The 17,205-nt window shown below is 66.6% G+C and carries 18 protein-coding genes; 8 read left to right on the top strand and 10 right to left on the bottom strand.

All coding sequences use genetic code 11. The features are described 5' to 3' along the window. The first annotated feature begins 13 nt into the window (after nt 1–13). The gene (locus tag QM618_RS07995) at nt 14–568 is read left to right on the top strand and encodes an RBBP9/YdeN family alpha/beta hydrolase (protein WP_428096652.1); all 555 of its coding nucleotides are present in this window, start codon (nt 14–16) and stop codon (nt 566–568) included. Continuing rightward, nucleotides 565–1,377 (top strand): phosphotransferase, encoded by an 813-nt coding sequence (locus tag QM618_RS08000; protein WP_428096656.1) that lies wholly within the window; start codon nt 565–567, stop codon nt 1,375–1,377. Before QM618_RS07995 ends, QM618_RS08000 begins: the two co-directional genes overlap by 4 nt. A gap of 95 nt (nt 1,378–1,472) precedes the next feature. On the opposite strand, the gene QM618_RS08005 is transcribed toward QM618_RS08000, so the two are convergent. The 5 genes from QM618_RS08005 to QM618_RS08025 all read right to left on the bottom strand — a co-directional run bounded on the left by QM618_RS08005 (nt 1,473) and on the right by QM618_RS08025 (nt 6,278). Further along, nucleotides 1,473–2,309: a siderophore-interacting protein gene (locus tag QM618_RS08005; RefSeq protein ID WP_428096659.1), complete on the bottom strand. Its 837-nt coding sequence runs from the start codon at nt 2,307–2,309 to the stop codon at nt 1,473–1,475. 66 nt (nt 2,310–2,375) lie between these two features. Beyond that, nucleotides 2,376–3,176, bottom strand: coding sequence for an ABC transporter ATP-binding protein (locus QM618_RS08010; protein ID WP_428096663.1), 801 nt, complete (start codon nt 3,174–3,176; stop codon nt 2,376–2,378). Continuing rightward, nucleotides 3,173–4,198 (bottom strand): FecCD family ABC transporter permease, encoded by a 1,026-nt coding sequence (locus QM618_RS08015; RefSeq protein ID WP_428096669.1) that lies wholly within the window; start codon nt 4,196–4,198, stop codon nt 3,173–3,175. Before QM618_RS08015 ends, QM618_RS08010 begins: the two co-directional genes overlap by 4 nt. Beyond that, the gene (locus QM618_RS08020; RefSeq protein WP_428096672.1) at nt 4,195–5,241 is read right to left on the bottom strand and encodes a FecCD family ABC transporter permease; all 1,047 of its coding nucleotides are present in this window, start codon (nt 5,239–5,241) and stop codon (nt 4,195–4,197) included. The genes QM618_RS08015 and QM618_RS08020 overlap by 4 nt, the downstream gene beginning before the upstream one ends. Continuing rightward, nucleotides 5,241–6,278 (bottom strand): iron-siderophore ABC transporter substrate-binding protein, encoded by a 1,038-nt coding sequence (locus QM618_RS08025; protein ID WP_428096677.1) that lies wholly within the window; start codon nt 6,276–6,278, stop codon nt 5,241–5,243. Before QM618_RS08025 ends, QM618_RS08020 begins: the two co-directional genes overlap by 1 nt. A 94-nt stretch (nt 6,279–6,372) precedes the next feature. Between QM618_RS08025 and QM618_RS08030 the strand changes: the two genes are divergently transcribed. Continuing rightward, complete coding sequence (locus QM618_RS08030) at nt 6,373–6,927, top strand: GNAT family N-acetyltransferase (protein WP_428096681.1); 555 nt, start codon at nt 6,373–6,375, stop codon at nt 6,925–6,927. A gap of 189 nt (nt 6,928–7,116) precedes the next feature. Here the strand turns inward: QM618_RS08030 and QM618_RS08035 are convergent, their stop codons facing one another. Further along, nucleotides 7,117–7,479, bottom strand: coding sequence for a VOC family protein (locus QM618_RS08035; RefSeq protein WP_428096684.1), 363 nt, complete (start codon nt 7,477–7,479; stop codon nt 7,117–7,119). Between the two features lie 30 nt (nt 7,480–7,509). Next, nucleotides 7,510–7,893 (bottom strand): hypothetical protein, encoded by a 384-nt coding sequence (locus QM618_RS08040; RefSeq protein ID WP_428096687.1) that lies wholly within the window; start codon nt 7,891–7,893, stop codon nt 7,510–7,512. Between the two features lie 56 nt (nt 7,894–7,949). On the opposite strand from QM618_RS08040, the gene QM618_RS08045 reads away from it, so the two are divergent. Beyond that, complete coding sequence (locus QM618_RS08045; RefSeq protein WP_428096690.1) at nt 7,950–9,632, top strand: ABC-F family ATP-binding cassette domain-containing protein; 1,683 nt, start codon at nt 7,950–7,952, stop codon at nt 9,630–9,632. 215 nt (nt 9,633–9,847) lie between these two features. After that, a complete protein-coding gene (locus QM618_RS08050; RefSeq protein WP_428096693.1) occupies nt 9,848–10,522 on the top strand; it encodes a hypothetical protein in 675 nt (224 codons plus the stop codon). A 29-nt stretch (nt 10,523–10,551) separates the two neighbouring features. Here QM618_RS08050 and QM618_RS08055 read toward each other — a convergent pair whose 3' ends face one another. Next, nucleotides 10,552–12,579, bottom strand: coding sequence for a cellulase family glycosylhydrolase (locus QM618_RS08055; protein WP_428096696.1), 2,028 nt, complete (start codon nt 12,577–12,579; stop codon nt 10,552–10,554). A gap of 136 nt (nt 12,580–12,715) precedes the next feature. Between QM618_RS08055 and QM618_RS08060 the strand changes: the two genes are divergently transcribed. From QM618_RS08060 to QM618_RS08070, 3 genes are read left to right on the top strand one after another with little or no spacing between them, the layout of a single operon-like run. Next, complete coding sequence (locus QM618_RS08060; RefSeq protein WP_428096699.1) at nt 12,716–13,606, top strand: phosphotransferase; 891 nt, start codon at nt 12,716–12,718, stop codon at nt 13,604–13,606. A 39-nt stretch (nt 13,607–13,645) separates the two neighbouring features. Further along, nucleotides 13,646–14,125: a cation:proton antiporter regulatory subunit gene (locus QM618_RS08065; protein WP_428096701.1), complete on the top strand. Its 480-nt coding sequence runs from the start codon at nt 13,646–13,648 to the stop codon at nt 14,123–14,125. A 3-nt stretch (nt 14,126–14,128) separates the two neighbouring features. Beyond that, a complete protein-coding gene (locus QM618_RS08070; protein WP_428096704.1) occupies nt 14,129–15,400 on the top strand; it encodes a cation:proton antiporter in 1,272 nt (423 codons plus the stop codon). Here the strand turns inward: QM618_RS08070 and QM618_RS08075 are convergent. After that, on the bottom strand, nt 15,397–15,543 hold the full coding sequence (locus QM618_RS08075; RefSeq protein ID WP_428096708.1) for a hypothetical protein: 147 nt from the start codon (nt 15,541–15,543) through the stop codon (nt 15,397–15,399). The two genes, QM618_RS08070 and QM618_RS08075, sit on opposite strands and share 4 nt — an antisense overlap. 24 nt (nt 15,544–15,567) lie before the next feature. Continuing rightward, the gene (locus tag QM618_RS08080) at nt 15,568–17,205 is read right to left on the bottom strand and encodes an MFS transporter (RefSeq protein WP_428096711.1); all 1,638 of its coding nucleotides are present in this window, start codon (nt 17,203–17,205) and stop codon (nt 15,568–15,570) included.

Consider the following 17,205-nt stretch of genomic DNA (forward strand, 5'->3'; position numbering starts at 1 on the left):
CCATAATGGGCGCATGGCCACGCCGCGCGTACTGATCCTGCACGGATTCCAGCACCACCGCTCGCGCGATCACTGGCTGTGGTGGCTAGCGGAGGAGCTGCGGCAGCGGCAGGTTCCGGTGCAATACCCGCAGTTGCCCGCGCCGGATCACCCCGTGCTCGCCGACTGGATCTCGGTGGCCACCGACGAGCTGGCGATGCTCGGCGATGGGGACAGGATGGTGGTGACGCACTCGCTCGGCGGGGTGTTGTGGTCGCACCTTGTGCATCGCGGGCTCACGAGCGGTGAGCGGGTGCTGATGGTGGCGCCGCCGTCCCGGGATCGGTTGGACGGGGTCATCGCGCCCTTCGCTGGCGCGCTGGGCCCGGACTTTCTCGAAACGACCGGCGTCACGCTCGTTGCCCGCGAGCGCGATCGCTACCGCAACACGCCTCTCAACTGGCTGGATGGCGGCCGTGCGCGCGAAGTGCACGTGCTGCCCGGTGAGGGCCACATCAACGCGGACGACGGCCACGGCCCCTTCCCGCCTGCCTTGGAGTGGGTGCTCACGGGTGAGTGGCCGGCGTGACCGGCACCATCGGCACGGGTGCGCCCCCTGCAGAGGCCGACATCTCGGCGGAGCTCGTCGCCGCGCTCATAGAAGCCCAGTTCCCTGAACTTGCAGGGCCGCTCACCTTCCTCAACGAGGGCTGGGACAACGTCGTCTACCGGCTTGGCGGGCACCACTCCGTTCGCGTGCCTCGGCATCAGATGGCCGCCAACATCTCCACCTCGGAACTGGACTGGCTGCCCCGAGTGGGCCGCAACTGGAGCTTCGCGGCGCCTCTCCCTGTGGCGATCGGCGAGCCCGGTCTTGGCTATCCGTGGCGGTGGAGCATCGTGCCGTGGATCGAGGGCACGGTCGCGCTTGAGGCACCCCTTGGGCCCGACGGCGCGGCCGGCTTGGGTGCGGCCCTCGCCCAGGTGCACATTCCGGCGCCTGACGGTGCTCCCAACAACGAGTGGCGGGGGTACCCGCTCGCCAATAGGGCCGCGCGTTTCGACACCCGAGTCGCAATGCTTGATGGGCGCGGCGAGTTCTCTGTGGATCGGGAGGCTGCTCTTGACGCGGTTGCCAACGCGGACCCTCGCCCCTTCTTGACGTGGTGCCACCTGGACCTGCACGGCAACAACGTGCTCAGTAGGGACGGCCAGCTCGCGGGAATCCTCGATTGGGGGACTCCGGCGCGGGCGATCCCGCGACTGACCTGGGTCAGGCCTGGTATCTGCTCGGTTCTGAGTTGTTTGACGTGTGCGTCTCTGCGTATCGGGAGGCTGGTGGCCCCGCCGACCCCACCGCTCCGCGCGTGCGCGCCGAGGCGCTCGTCTATGCCGTGATGATGGCGACGCTCGAGGAAGGGCCGTACCGAGCGTCGGGCTGGAAGGCCCTCGTGGACCTAGGGGTGGCCGGCGCGGCCTAGCCGCTGCTGGGGTTAGTGGCCCACGGACTGCAGGAACGGCTCGAGCTCGAGCCAGTTCTCCTCGTCGGTGCGATCCTCTCGCCAGATCGCCATGTACTGGGCCTTGAGGTCGTCGCTGAGCGCGTCCCAGGCCTCTTGCACCTGCTCCGCATTCGCGTGCCAATAACCCACGATGCGCTGACGGGTGATGGGGAGCTTGACCTCGTGGCGCAGCTGCGTGCGAACCTTGCGCGTCACCTTGGACTCGCCCGCGATCCACAGGTACTCGTCACCCGCGGGATCCACGGTGCCGTTGTCGCTGAGCTCACGAACGATGTCGGGCAGCAGCGACGGGCCGATGCCGTTGCCGCCTACGCGCCAGTCGACAGTTGCGGTGGCGGCGGTGGGGAGGTCGCGAGTCTCGCTCAGCGACGGCAACTCCACCACCACGTGGAAGCGCTCATCCGCGCTCGCCTCCGCGAGGATGCGTGCCACGGCGGGCAGAGCGGTGAGGTCACCTACAAGAACACGCAACCCAGCGTCGGCCGGGACCTTGTAGTAGCCGAAGGGGTCGGAAATCTTCACGGCGTCGCCGATGGCGGCCTCACGGCCCCACGTGGCGCCAGGCCCGTGGCCGTGCAGGAACACCTCCACCTCAATGCCGCCTTCGACGAGGCCGCTCACGGTGTAGTGGCGCTCGGAGTGGCCGTCGGCGTCGAGCGTCTCAGCGTTGACGTCGATATGGATGAACTCGTCCCCAAGGCCCGTGGTGGTCCACTCGGTACCTTCGTCGAACTTCAGGGTGAGCCGCACCATTTGCGGGGTGACCTGTTGACGGGCGGTCACCGTGGTGCCGTAGATGCTCTCCAAGACAAGCCTTTCGTTCTGGGGACGGCGTCCATCGTACCCGGTTTTTGCAAACCGAGACTTGCGTAATTAGCCCACGCGGTGGCGGCCAATGGGGATGACGAGGGGGGTCTTTGAGACCGGGTCGAGAATCACGCTGCTGTCGAGGCCGAAGACCGCGAGCACCAGCTCCTCGGTGACGACCTCGGTTGGCGGACCCTGCGCGTAGACCTTGCCCTCGTGAACCGCGACAAGCTCGTCCGCGTACCGTGCGGCGAGGTTGAGATCGTGGAGGACCATCGCCACGGTAGTTCCGCGGCGAATGTTGAGGTCATGCAAGAGGTCGAGAACCTCCACCTGGTGGGTGACGTCGAGGAAGGTGGTGGGCTCGTCGAGCAGCAGGATGTCCGGATCCTGCGCCAGGGCCATTGCCACCCACACGCGCTGGCGCTGACCTCCAGAGAGCTCGTCGACGGGGCGCTCCGCGAGGTCCGCGATGCCGGTGGCCTCGAGCGCATCCGCGACGGCCTTGTAGTCTTCCTTGTTCCAACTCGCGAGGAGCTTCTGGTGCGGGTTGCGGCCGCGCCCAACGAGGTCGGCAACGAGGATGCCCTCGGGAGCGATGGGACTCTGTGGGAGCAGACCGAGCACTCGCGCGACTGCTTTGGGGGCCATCGTGTTGAGCGCCTTGCCGTCGAGCAGCACGCGGCCCTCTCGTGGTGGCAAGAGGCGCGCCAATGAGCGCAAGAGGGTGGACTTCCCGCAGCCATTGGCCCCCACAATTGCGGTGATGCGCCCAGGCGCGAGCGTGAGGTCAAGGTGTTCCACGACGGTGCGGTCGCCGTAGGCGAGCGTGATGCCCTCCGCGACAAGGGCCCTGGACTCGGTCATATCGAGCCTCCCGAACGGTTGTTTCTGATGAGCAGGTACAGCAAGAAGGGGGCGCCGAGCACGCCGGTGACGATGCCCACCGGGTACCGGTGGTCAAACAGATGCTGGCCAATCATGTCCGCGGCCACCACCAGCATCGCTCCAACGAGGGCCGCGGGCAGGATGAGTGAGCCGCCAGGGCCCACGATTCGCGAGGCGATGGGGCCTGCCATAAAGGCGACGAACGCGATGGGGCCGCAGGCCGCCGTGGCGAACGCAAGCAGGGCCACCGCGCCAACGATGAGCACGATTCGTGTGAGGTTGACGCGCACGCCTAGCGCGGCGGCCGCGTCGTCACCCATGCGAAGCAGGCCCAGGTCGCGCGACAAGAGCAGCAGCACCGGGAGGATGACGAGCATCGCGAGCGCCACGGGGCGCACCTCGTCCCAGCTCACGTTATTGAGGCTGCCCGTGAGCCACCGCATTGCGGCCTGCAGATCCCATTGCGCCGCCCTGCTGAGGAGATACGACGTAATGGAGTCGAGGAACGCGGCGATGCCGATACCGATGAGGATGAGCCGTGTGCCCCGGAATCCGGACTTGATGGACAGCGCGTAGATCGTGGCGGCGGTCACGAGAGCGGCCACGAGAGCCACGATCGACACCTCGGTGCCCGACATCCGGAACACCACGATTGCAGCCACCGCGGCCGTTGCCGCACCGGCATCGATGCCGATGATGTCTGGTGAGGCGAGGGGGTTGCGGAGCATCGTCTGGAACGTCACTCCCGCCACGCCAAACGCGGCGCCAGCTAGTACGCCGAGCGCGGCCCTCGGCAGTCGCAGCTTGCCAACGATGAACTGGGCACCGCCTACGTCTTGGCCCGTGATGACCCCCCACACGGTGCCGAGCCCATAGAACTTGTCACCCACCATCACCGCGGCGAAGAACAAGACGACGACGATGGTCGCGAGGGCGACGAGCACCCACGCCCGCCGCAGCGCGCGGGAGCGGCGAGAGTGTGCGATTGCTTCTGCGGTCATAGGTCACGCACCTTGGTGCGCCGCACGATCCACACAAAGAATGGGGCACCGATGAGAGCGGTGATGATGCCCACCTCGACCTCTTGCGGGCGAGTAATGATGCGGCCAACAACGTCCGCACCCACGATGAGGGAGGCGCCAAGCACCACGCTGAACAGCAGGATCCACCGGTAGTCCGCGCCCACGAGGAGCCGGCATAGGTGGGGGATGACAAGGCCGACGAAGGCGATGGGGCCCGCAACCGCGGTAGCGGCGCCGCAAAGGATCACGGCGCCGATGCCACACAGCAGCCGCGTACGCCCCACGCGCTCGCCGAGGCCAGCAGCGAGATCGTCACCAAGCGCGAGCATGTTCATGCCGCGAGCCATCGCAAAGCACAGGGCACCGCCAGCGATCAGCACGGGAGTCACTACGGCAATCTGGTCCCAACCAACGCCGCCGACGCCGCCCACTTGCCACAGCCGGAAGTTGTTGAGTTGGTCTACGCGCGGAAGCATGATCGCCGAGGTCAGCGACAGGAAAGCGGCCGTGGCGGCCGCTCCAGAAAGCGCCAGTTTGAGGGGAGTTGCACCGCCGCGCCCAAGCGAACCGACAAAGTACACAAAGACTGCGGCAACTGCGGCGCCGACCGTGGCGAACGCGATGTACGCCCACGGGTTGTACAGGCCCACGTAGGCGATGCCAATCACGACGGCAAGAGAAGCGCCAGGGGAAATGCCCAAGATGCCGGGATCGGCAAGGGGGTTGCGCGTGATGCCCTGCATCGTGGCGCCCGCAACGGCAAGCGCGGCGCCAACCAAGATCGCGAGCACCGTACGCGGCACGCGCTGCTGCACGGCGAGAGCGGAAAGAGACTCCGCCTGACCTGTGATACCAGCGATGATGTCGTCAAACGTGACCTCGCGGGCGCCAAAGGCTACCGAGGCGAGGATGAGCACCACCAGCAGGGCTAGCGAGGCAAATAGCCAAGCCCAACGCACCGCGGCCGGACGCCGCGAATGTGCGGCGTCCGGCGCGGGTGCTATGGGTGAGGCGAGTGTCACTACTTGAGCGGTGCTGCGAGCAACGCGAAGTAGTCGTCGATGCCCCACTCAATCGACAGCGGAGATGGGTTCGCTGATGCAGCGAGCGGAGTCGAGTCCGCGAGAACCGCAACGTGACCATCCTTGATCGCCGGAATGGTGCCGAGGATCGGGTCTGCCTGCAGGCCCGCAAGCGTCGAGTCGTCGCCGTACGTGATGATGAGGCCCGCGTCTGCCACCTGGTCCGCGTCCTCCGCGCTGATCTGCGAGTAGAACTGGGTGGGGTCAGCGGCGGTGGTGTCCACGACCACCTGCGGGGCGGGGATGCCAACAGAGTCGAGGAAGCCAGGGCGGGTGTCGGTGAGGGTGTAGAACCCGATGGTGCTGGGGTCCGCGGGGGTTACCCACGAGAACAGCGTCTTGGTGCCAACGAGCTCCTGGTGCGTGGCCAGCGAGTCAGCGATGACGCCGTTGAGCTCGTCAACGAGAGCCTCTCCCTCGCTCGCGAGGCCAAGTGCCTTCGAGGAGATGAGGATCTGGTCCTGCCACGTGGTGCCCCACGCGAACTCGGGGTACGCGACGGTGGGGGCGATCTGCGAGAGAGTGTCGTACTCCTCCTGCGTGAGGCCGGAGTAGGTGGCGAGGATGAGGTCGGGCTCGGTTGCGGCGACTGCCTCGAAGTCGATGCCGTCGGTCTCGTCAAAGAGCGTAGGGGCCTCGGCACCCAGTTCGGTGAGCTGCTCCTCTACCCACGGCATGATGCCGTTGCCGTTGTCGTCACCCCAATCCTGAGCGGCCATTCCTACGGGAACGACGCCGAGTGCGAGCGGCACCTCGCCGTTGGACCACGCAACGGTGGCAACGCGCTCTGGCTTCGTCTCGATGACCGTCTCGCCGTAAGCGTGCTCGATCGTGATGGGGAACTCGGCCGCGGGCGCGTCAGATGTGGGCGACGTGCCTCCAGCGGTCTCGCTGGGCTCGGCGTCGCTCGAGCATGCGGCGAGAGTCATCGCTGCCACGGCGACAATCGCAAGTCCTGCCAGGCGTGAGGTCTTCACGTTATTTCCTTCCTTGGGGGGTGCACGTGAATCCTAATAGGAAAGACCCCCCTTGCGTAAATACCCAAAAGTCCCGCCCGAGTAGCGTGACCTCATGCCCTTCGGCCCTCGCGATACGGCGCGGCTCACGCTGCGAGCACTCACCCTCGACGACGCCGCGGACCTCGCCGAGCGCCGTTCCGACCCCAGCACGGCTCAATATCAGGCGTGGACGGTCCCCTATTCGCTTGGCAAGGCGGTGGCGCTCATCGAGGACGTCACCAAACATCTGTGGGCGACACCTGGCGAGTGGCACCAGCTCGCGATAGTCGAGACCGCCACCGGCAAGGTGGCAGGCGACCTAGCGTTCTACCTGGCAGATCACGGCCACACCGCCGAAGTGGGCTACACGTTGCACCCGTGGGCACGCGGCCACGGCTATGCCACGGAGGCAACGGCGGCCTTCATCGATCACCTCGTCGACGACCTTCACCTGCACCGCATCGAGGCGTCGACTCACCCCGACAACATCGCCTCGAACCGCGTGCTCGAACGCCTCGGCTTCACGCGCGAGGGCACCAAGCGCGAGTCGTATTGGGTGGGTGACACCGTGACCGATGACGCACTCTGGGGCCTCCTCGCGCGCGATTGGCCGGCCAAGCGTCCGTGACCTGACCGTAGCCAAACCGTGACCCGCACGCCATTGCCAGCCACAGCGTCGGGCCGGAAGACTTTGACGTACTGAGGGAAGTAACCCACTGAGGGTGCCGCAGCAGCCTGGCAGGGTAGCGGCGCGAAGTGACGGGCCCCGCTGGATCAAGGGAGATCCGGCGGGGCCGTTTCGCTTCCTCGGGGCCCGCTAGACGTCCTCGAAGAGGCCCACCTTGTTGCCCTCAGAGTCGATCAGGTAGCCGTAGAAGCCGTAGTCGTTGCCGATCTCCGTGCGCTCGAGCACCACCTCGCCGCCCGCGCCCGGCACCCGTGCCAGCACCGCGGAGATGTCCTCCACACTCAAGTACACAAGCGAGCCCTCTTGGCTCGGCTTGCGACCGTCGAGCGAGAGAGCGCCGCCAACGCCGTCGTCGTCGGACGGCAGGGTCGCCACCTCGGTACCGACCGTCATGCGCGTGAGCGAAGCCTCGAGGATCGCCTCGTAGAACGCGACCGCGCGGTCCATATCGGTGACGGGAATCTCAAACCAGGTTGCTGCGTGCTTGGGCATGGGGCCTCCTAGGTTCCGGCGTCTCCGACGCTACCCGCGCATCGCGTCCACGGCATCCTTAGCCTCCTTGAGGCCCACGCCGTGCAGTTCGCGATACAGCTTGATCGCGTCGATGAGTTCGCCCTTCGCCACGAGCGCGCGCACCTCGTCCTCGCTGCCCGACGCTGGGGCAAGGGGCTCTGGTTGGTTCGCCGGGCTCTCGCCACGGGCCATGGCATCGATGGCCTCCTTGGCATCGGCAAGGCTCGTGCCGTAGTGCTCGCGATAGAGCTTGATGGCCTCGATCTTCTCGCCCTCTGCGACGAGGCGGGGGATCTGGGCCGTGGGATCGCTGGATGGGCGCGCGGATTCCGCCTGCGCGATCAGGTCCTCAGTGGATTCGGCGCGCTTGCCGAAGAGATCCCTCCATCCCATGCGGGTCACCCTACCGACTCCGCCGCGCGCGCGGGAGTGCGAACTACACTTCCCCGGTGGGCCACCTGCAACTGACCGATCTCACGTTCACCCTCGCGGACGGGCACGTGTTGCTTCGCGACGTCACGCTCAAGGTGGGAGCCGGGGACGTGGTGGCGCTCGTGGGGCCTAATGGCGCGGGAAAGACCACGCTGACGCGGATCATCACGGGGGATGTCGCCGCCGATGAGGGCACATGTGCGGTCACCGGGCGGCTTGGCGTGATGCGGCAGTTCATTGGGTCCGTTCGCGACGCCTCCACCGTGGGCGACCTGCTGCTGTCGTTGGCGGCTCCCAAGCATCAGGCGCTCGCCGCCCGGGTGGCTGCCGCTGAGGCGCGCATGTACGATACCGGCACCGAGAAGGACCAGATGGCATACGCCGACGCCGTGATCGCGTGGGGCGACGAGGGTGGCTACGAGCTCGAGACGCTCTGGGACGTGTGCACGGTTGCGGCTCTTGCGATTCCCTTTGACCGGGCGCGCGACCGCTTGGTCACCACGCTGTCTGGGGGAGAACAGAAGCGCCTTGCTCTTGAGGCGCTGCTGCTTGGCGACGACGAGGTGCTCATCCTCGACGAGCCGGACAACTACCTCGACGTGCCTGGTAAACGATGGCTTGAGGAGCAGCTCATTGCGTCGCGAAAGGCGATCCTGCTGGTGAGCCATGACCGCGAACTACTCAACCGCGCGGCCACCCGCATCGCCACGCTCGAGCGTCACGCGACGGGCTCCACGCTGTGGGTGCACGCGGGACCGTGGCGCACGTATCGCGAGGCGCGCGAGGCCCGGAACGAGCGCCTCGCCGAGGACCTTCGCCGCTGGGACGAGGAGCACGAGCGCATCAAGGAAGTCGTGCGCACCATGCAGGAGCGCGCCAAGATCAGTCCCGACCTCGCCTCTCGGTATGCCGCCGCCCAGACCAAGCTGCGTAAGTTCGAGGAGGCGGGAAAACCGGAGCCCGTGCCGCTGCCGCAGTCCGTCAACATGCGCCTCGCCGGCGGACGGACGGCGAAGCGGGCGGTGGTCATCGAGGACCTCGAGCTCACGGGACTCATGAAGCCGTTCTCCACGGAGATTTGGTTTGGGGATCGCGTAGCACTGTTGGGCTCCAACGGATCAGGGAAGTCTCACTTCTTACGGCTCTTGGCCGCGGGAGGCTCCGATCCTGACGACGAACACCTTCCGGCCGGGGACGTGGTGCCGGAGCCCGTGGCACACACCGGTTCGGTGCGGCTTGGCGCCCGCGTGCGGCCCGGCTGGTTCGCGCAGACCCACGCGCATCCGGAGTGGACCGGCCGTGCGCTCGTGGAGATCCTGCACCGCGGCGATGACCACCGGCCGGGTTTGGCGCGCTCGGCAGCGGAGTCAGTGCTGGATCGCTACGGTCTTGGCGCTTCGTCCGCGCAGCCCTTCGATCGACTTTCCGGCGGCCAGCAGGCGCGCTTCCAGGTGCTGCTCCTTGAGCTAGGCGGCGCCACGATGCTGCTGCTCGACGAGCCAACGGACAACCTCGACCTCGAATCCGCCGAATCGCTCGAGTCCGCGCTCTCCGCCTTCGAGGGCGCCGTCATCGCAGTCACCCACGACCGCTGGTTCGCCGCCGGCTTCGATCGCTTCCTCGTCTTCGGCGAAGACGGCCGCATCACCGAGAGCGCCGAGCCCGTCTGGGACGCCGCACGAGTGAACCGCGAGCGCTAGCGCCGTCATGCTGCACGAAGCCGCAGCATCCGTGCGTCGCAGTACCCGCCTGCAAGCCCTCCAACAAGGCTTCGGCGTGTCGCCCGGCGTGTCGCAGCCCCGGAGGTCCTCCAACCGGCGCGTCGCGCGTGTCGTTGTTGGAGAGCTTGCAGGTGGAGGGCCGACGGCGGGGCTGGGTTGGGCGCACGCGGCACCTGCTGCGCTAGGTTCTGACCATGGGGAACCGGTACGGCGGGGTGGCCGGCATGGTCGCGCTGGGAGCAGCGCTGGTGCTTGCACTTGGAGTGGCTCTCACGCGCGCCGGGGAGCTCGACTATGTGACCGGCACGTACACGTTCGTGGACCCGGCGACGGAGTACTCCGACGCGTCGACCGTGCTGGTCCAGAACGGCGTCGTAACCGACGTCTGGATCAGCGCGGACGAGGCCGCGCAGGAATTCTTCGGCTACACACCCGGAACCCCCGCGGACCTGCTCTACGAGGGCAACAACACCACGATCGAGGCTGGCGAGAACGGCGAGGTGACGCTGTGCGACCACTTCAGCGAGGGCGGTGAGAACTGCGACACCTTCGAGAACATCGACCAACGAAGCGCGAGCGCGGCTGCGCGGCTCTCCGCATGGGACGGGCTGGCGGACGGCACCTACCGCGTCGACACCCGCTCCGTCACGTGGGAAGTCGGCAGTAGCCACGAACTGGACGTCAAAGACAGGCAGATCCCTGCCGTACCGTCCGTGATGCCCGCCATCGACACCAACGAGTGGGGCAACGGCGAGAGCAATTGGGTCACGTACTGGGTTGATGGCGCAGACGAACCTTTCGCGGCGTGCTTCGACGACCCCATCAGCTACGACGAGGAGTGGTGCGTGGCCTGGACGCCGGTGGCGTAGAGGTCCTGCGACGTCGCCCAGGATGACGGCTAGGCCCGCTTGAGCACCTCCACCCCAAACGGCGCCAACGTCACCTGTCCGACGCTGTCGCCGTCTAGCGTGACAAGGCTGGCTCCCGCTGGGGTCGCCGTGGTTTCCTCGTCGGTCATGTTGATGAGCCACACATAGCGCGCCCCATCGGCGTGCTCCATCTCGCCGAGCACCACGTCGGTGGAGTCCACGCGCAGGTCCGGGAGCACGTCGGCCTCGGCCGCGAGCGCCGCGTAGAGCACCGCCGTCGAGTCAGGGTTCACCGCTGCGGACACCGCTGCCATGTGCTCGATGGGGTAGGTGCACAGGATGGTCTGGCCCTCGCCGAGGTGGTGGCGCAGCAGGGCCGGCCGCCCGTGCGCGTCCACCGCTACGACCTCGGCACCATCGAGCTCCACGGGCAAATACGCGCGCGAGTTCTCGGTGCCTGCGGCACGCCACGACAGCGTCGTACCGGCGGCGATGCCACCGAAGTCCTGCGTGAAGGTGAACTCGACAGTGTCATCCTCGATCACGTCCACGAGGCCGTACCGGGTCAGCTTTTTGACCCCAAACAGCTCATGCATCGTGGGCCACCACGGGCCACGCTGGTTGGAGTGCGTCCCGAGGAAGTACGAGGCGTAGATGGTCTTGCCGGCCGCTGCCAGCTCACCAAGCCGCACCCACGTCGGTGACGTCAGGTGCTTGGTGGACGGGATGAGGTACAGCGTCGCGTCATCGGGCAGCCCGGCGCCAACGTCCATCGGCTCGTCGGCACTCGCGTACCGGTGCTGCACTCCGGCGTCGAGGTCGCGGACCGTGCCCGGCTTCCACGAGACCCCGTCGGCCTCCCGGATAAACCCAACCGGCAACCCAGCGTGCCGAGCGGAAACGTACGCCTGCATCAAAGTGGCCGCAGCCGTCGGGCCGTCAGAAACGTCAGTGAAGGGGTACTGGTTGTCGAGGTACGCCGTGACCACAAACGCGATCTGGGAGTCCGGGCGCGTGAGCTGAGCGCCGTCGATGCGATCCAGCAGCGCCCGGAAGTCGCGCATCTCGAGCGCCTGCGGTTTGGGCTGCAGGTGGCGGTCGATGAGGCCAAAGTGCTGCTCGAACGGCCGGTGCGTGTAGGGCGCCTGCGCGTAGAGGTCGTCGTAGTCGGCGTTGTTCCACGCGAGCCAGCCCGTTGAGCCCGCGAGCAGAGTGTGGTGCAGCAGTTGGCGGTAGTAATGCGCGGCGTTTTCGTCCGAGGTGTAGTCGGAGGTGAGCCCAAACTCCTCCATCACCACGGGCTTGCCGGAGCGGTGCAGCATTTCGCAGATGAAAGCGGCACCAAGGAACTGCCGCGATTGATCCGTCTCCATGCGGTACACATGCGGGCCGAGGAAATCGACCAAAGCCGCGATGTCGCGCACGCGGAAGCCGTTGTCGCGGCCCGTGATCTCCACGCCCCACGCACCCTCGCCAACGGACACCGGCTGCGTGCCACCGCCCGCGCGCACCGCGTCGATCAACAGCTGAGACCACGAAATGATCACATCAGGATCGAGGTCGCTGTTGCCGCGAGAGCGCCACGCGCCATAGATGGGCACCTCGTTCGTGAGCAGCCAGCCAGCGATCGCCGGGTGGTCCTTGAAGCGAGCCGTGATCTCGCGCACGTACCAGGCCTGTCGCGCCACGAACCACACGTCGTCGAACAGGTCGCGGCCGTCCCGCCACACCGGGTCCCAGTTCTGGCCAGACATGTGGCCCACGAGGAAGGTGGGGATGGTCTGCATGCCGAGTGCCTGGTGGCGGTCTAGGAAGTCGCGGTACCGCCTCAGCATCTCCTCGTCGAGGCGATCCGGCTCCGGGTGGAAGTCCGGCCAGTACAGGAACGAGCGCGTCACGGTCATGCCATGCTCGCGCATCTGGTCCAGTTCTTGGCTCACGATCTCGCCGTCGTAGTGCCGCCACATGAGCGGCCCGCCGGCGCGCGACCAGAAGTTGACGCCCATCCACGTCTGCGGCTGTCCCGCCGCCTCGACCTTGAGATTCGGTCGCTTCATTGCGATCCCACCTTTGCTCGTGAGTGATGCCCGACGCTGGGGCTGGGTTTCAGTCTAGGGCCGGACTCGAATCGTTTCGTACCACTCGGTAAGGAACTTTTGCCGCATACGGCATCACTCCGACTACTGTGATGCCATGGGAGGAAACGACGGCCGACTCGCGCCCAGTGACGACCAAGTGGCGGCGATGGTCTTTGGCCAGATGCCGGCCCTTGCAGGCCGCGATATCGGCAGGCGCTACACGATGCATGACCACGTCACCGTGCGCATCGGCGATGACTACGGCGTGCTCATGCCCACCGTCCCAGGCAAGGACTACCTCTATGAGCGCGTGAGCGACCTCCTCGAGCCGCTGCTGCCCACCTGGACGTTCCCCTACTCGGCTCCCATCGCCACCGGAGAGCCGGACAACGGCTTCCCGTATCACTGGACCCTCGTGCGGTGGCTCTCTGGATCCACGGCGGCGTTCGTGCCCTTGCACGACGAGTCCGCTGTCACTCTGGGCGACGCGCTGAGGCAGATCCACGGCGCCCCCATCGGCACCGACGCTCCCGACAGCCCCATCACGGCGCCCACCCTGCGCTCCCTCGAGCCCGAGTGGACCCGACTGCTCGAGGCGACCACAGCGTCGGGCGCTCCCGAGAACCGCGTGCTCGATGCCGCGAAAGCCAACGCCATGTGGCAAGCGGCCGCCGACACCCCCGTGGACGCCCGCACCTGGACCCACGGCAACCTCGAACCCCGAGCGGTGCTGAGCGATCGCGGGGCGTTCGTTGGCATCCTCATCTGGCACAACTTCGGCGGCGGCGACCCCGCCGCGGACGTGGGCTACGCCACCAATCTGTTCTCGAGCACCCAGCTAAGCGGGTTCCTCGACGCGTACGGCGAGCAGTCCGCCCAGACAGCGCAGCGCGTGCGCGGCTGGCAATTGCTTGGCGCGCTGCGGCTCATAGAGCTTGGCGATCCGTTCCTGGTGCGCATCGCTTGGGAGCGACTCATCGAACTCGATCTCGTTTCTGAGGCGTAACCGGCGTGACCTGCGTGACCGGCGTGGCACAGTAAGCGCATGGAGATCTTCGAGACTCCGCTGCCCGGCGTTGGCGTGCGCTACGAATTCACGGCGGAGGGTGGCGACCACGTTGGCGTCATCGTGCGGCGAGACGGCAAGCGCGACATCGCGCTGTATGACCGCGACGACCCCGATTCGTGTAAGGGAACCCTGGAGCTGAGCGAATCTGACGCGGGCAAAGTCGCCGAACTGCTCGGTGGCACCCAGATCACCGCTCGCCTCGACGAGCTCAAGCACACGGTTGAAGGGCTCGCAATCGAGTGGGTCACGATGCCCGTCTCCGGCGGCCTCACGGGCAAGCGCATCGCCGACGGCCAGATCCGCACCCACACCTCCGCGTCGGTAGTGGCGATCATCCGTGATGACCGCGCCATCCCGGGGCCGGAGCCGGATTTCACGTTCGCCGCCGGCGACACGGTGCTCGTCATGGGCTCCGACGACGCCGTTGACCGCGCCCGCGCCATCCTGACGGGTTAGTCCATGGTTGGCTGGGGCGCGCCGCTACCTGGCACTCCCCTGCCCCTTTCGCTGCCCGACGCTGTGGCTGAGTCCGACCATGGCGGTGCGGCTTTGGTGCTCATTGAGTTGGGCCTGGTGTTCCTGGTGCTCGCCGTGGTGGGCCGCGTGGCGGCGCGCGTGGGAATCCCTTCCGTGCCGCTGTACCTCTTGGCTGGCGTGCTCATGGGCGAGGGTGGGTTCATCCCGGTCAACGCCGGCGAGGAGTTCCTCGAGGTGGGCGCCCAGATTGGCGTGGTGCTGCTGCTGTTGTTGCTCGGCCTCGAGTACACGCCTGACGATCTCAAGGTGGGACTGCGCACCACGTGGAAGGCGGGAATCGTTGATGCGGTAGTCAACGGCACCCCCGGCTTTGCGATGGGCCTCATTCTTGGCTGGTCGGTTACCGCGTCGCTGCTGCTTGGCGGCGTCACCTATGTGTCGTCCTCCGGGATCGTGGCGCGGCTGCTCGATGACTTTGATCGGCTCGCGAACCGCGAGACCCCCACCGTGCTCAGCCTGCTTGTCATGGAAGACATCGTGATGGCGCTGTACTTGCCCATCATGGCGGTCTTACTCGTTGGCGCGAGCCTTGCGCAGGGCGCCACCGCGGCCGCGATCGCGATCGCCGCCGTGGCTGCCGCGCTGTTCATCTCTTTCCGGTTCTCGCGGCACGTGTCGCGCCTGGTGCAGTCACATTCGCGAGAGCTCTTGCTGTTGGGCGTCCTGGGGCTGGCGTTCCTCGTTGCGGGGCTCGCGGAGGCCGTGCAGGTGTCCGCCGCGGTGGGTGCGTTCCTGTTGGGACTCACGCTTTCTGGCCAGGTCGCGGATCAGGTACGCGCGCTGCTGCCGCCCTTGCGGGACGTCTTTGGTGGCATCTTCTTTGTGTTCTTCGGCATCACGATCGACCCAAGGGATCTCATTCCCGTGGCCGGTCCCGTGCTGATCTTGGCCGTGGTCACGGCCGTGACGAAGGTGGGCACGGGCGCGTGGGCCGCTCGCCGCTCAGGCATTGGCCCCAAGGGCCAGTGGCGAGCCGGGTTGTCCCTGGTGCCGCACGGCGAGTTCTCGATCGTCATCGCCGGACTAGGCACCGCCGCGGGCGCACACTCACAACTTGGCCCGGTGGCCGCCGGGTACGTGCTTGTGCTCGCGATAGGCGGGTCACTGCTGATGCGCTACGCAGACAGGCTGCCCGTTCCGGGCGTGCTCAAACGCCCTCCCACACAAGGCGTGACGCGAGCGGTGACGCGCTAGATCAGTCCCGTTCCATTGAGCTGCGCTTGTGAGGTGATCTCGACAGGGGCCTGGGTTGGGCCCATGTTCGTCTTCTCTTCTTTGCCGCACCCGCTCATCACCAATGCGAGCAATGCGATCCCCACCGCAACCTTCACCTTCACGGCCCCTCCCGTTCCGAGGGGACCTCAGCTGGTCGTCCCCTCTGGCGCGAAGGTACCGTCGGGAGCTCGCTTGGGCAAGCGTCGGACGTATGCAAGCGCAAGCAGCGCGAACAGAGCAATTCCCGCGAGCGCTCCCTTGAGCGCCGCCAGTTGAGCTTCCGAATAGGCATCTACCAGGGCGCTTGTCTCCTCAGCAGATAGGCCGGCGCCTTCCGCGGCAGCGGTTACCTGATCCACAGTAATGAAGTTGGCGCTCGCGGTGAGCGCGGCACTCGCCTCTTGCTGCAAATCGGCAGACAGGTTGGGCTGATCCATGACCGTGGTGGCGAAGTTCGTGGACAGTACCGAGATCAGCACCGCGCCGATCAGGGCGGTGCCAAGCGACGCCCCCAGGTTCTGCGCCGTTCCCTGGAGGCCGCCCGCCTCTCCGGATTTGGACTTGGGTGCAGACGACATGATGACGTTGCCCAACTGGCTCGCGAGCAGCCCAAGCCCGGCGCCAACGAGCGCGAGCCCCATGCCAAAGCCCCACTCCTTGAGTTCGTGATCGATCATGGCGAGCATCATGACCTCGCCGATCAGCATCGCCCCGATGCCTATCTGGACGATTCGCCTGGTGGGCATGCGCGCGGACAGGGCCGCGCCGCCGAGCGCAAAGACGAGCAGCGAGATCGACAGCGGCAGTATCGCCACACCGGTCTTGAAGGCGTCGAACCCAAGCACGCTTTGCAGGTACAGCGGAAGCACAAAGAACGTTGCCATGATGATGAACTGCTGGGCCGCCATCATGATCAACCCGGCGCGCATGGTGGGAATCTTGAGGAGCGAGAGGTCCACGAGCGGCTCTCCGCCGCGCTCCACAAGGCGCTGCTCGTGACGCACAAACGCGCTGAGCAGGATCGATGACGCAATCAGCAGCCAGATCACGGGCGACAATCCAAGCGGTGTCAGCTCGGTGCCGTTCACCACGGGCACCTTGGGGCCAGGGAGAATCCATCCCCACTGACTAGATCGCAGGATTGCGAGAACGCCAAGGCCGAGCCCGGCGATGGACAACGCCGCGCCGCCTATGTCTAGCTTGCCGGGCTTACCTATGGTCTTGGGGATGAGGAACAGGAACAGCATCAGCACGGCCACGACCACGGTTTCGCCGGCGAACACGTAGCGCCAGGTCCACTGGGTGCCCACCCACCCGCCAATGAGCGGACCAGCGGCGGCGGACGCGCCCGCGACGCCGCCGAGCACTCCGTAGGCGAGCACGCGCTGCTTGCCCTCGTAGGTGGAGGCGACGAGCGCCGCGATGGAGGGAATCACCAAGGCGGCGCCGAGGCCCTCGATGAGGGACCAGCCAATGAGTAAGGTCTTGAGGTCCGGCGACACCGCGGTGGTGAGCGAGCCGATTCCGTAGATGACGAGGCCGATCGCGAACGCCCGTTTGGCACCCCAGCGGTCCCCCAGTTTGCCCCCGAGCAACATGAACGCAGCCATGACGAGCGTGTAGATGGTGATGGCGGATTGCAGGCCAACCACGGTGGTGTCGAGATCCTCGACTACCTGAGAGATCGACACGTTCATCACGGTGGTGTCGAGCACCATGATGAACTGCGCCGCCGCCAGCATGATGATCACCGACCAACTGGACGGCTTGGCAACTGTGCTCAC

The sequence above is a fragment of the Demequina sp. genome (genome assembly GCF_049841215.1).
In the GTDB taxonomy this organism is placed as follows: Bacteria; Actinomycetota; Actinomycetes; order Actinomycetales; family Demequinaceae; genus Demequina.